Here is a 215-nt window from a genome sequence, read left to right on the forward strand (position 1 = left end):
CGCATTGGAGGCACGGAAAAAACTCTGGAAGATATGCCTTGCCTCGGATTTCGGGATACCGATGCCGGTATCGCTTACCTGGATGCAGACCTGCTTACCAACCTCATCGATCGAAGCAGAGACGGTGATGGTTCCACCCACCGGCGTATATTTTACGGCATTGGAGAGCAGATTCTCGAATATCAAATCCATCATAGAAAGATCGGTAGAGAAGG

General features: G+C 49.8%; 1 protein-coding gene. It reads right to left on the reverse strand.

Annotated features, from left to right (window positions below):
* Nucleotides 1–215 (reverse strand): sensor histidine kinase (locus ACX6CF_RS27165; RefSeq protein WP_458788491.1); only part of this gene is annotated, 215 nt, incomplete at both ends.

The organism is Vallitalea sediminicola, assembly GCF_054408565.1.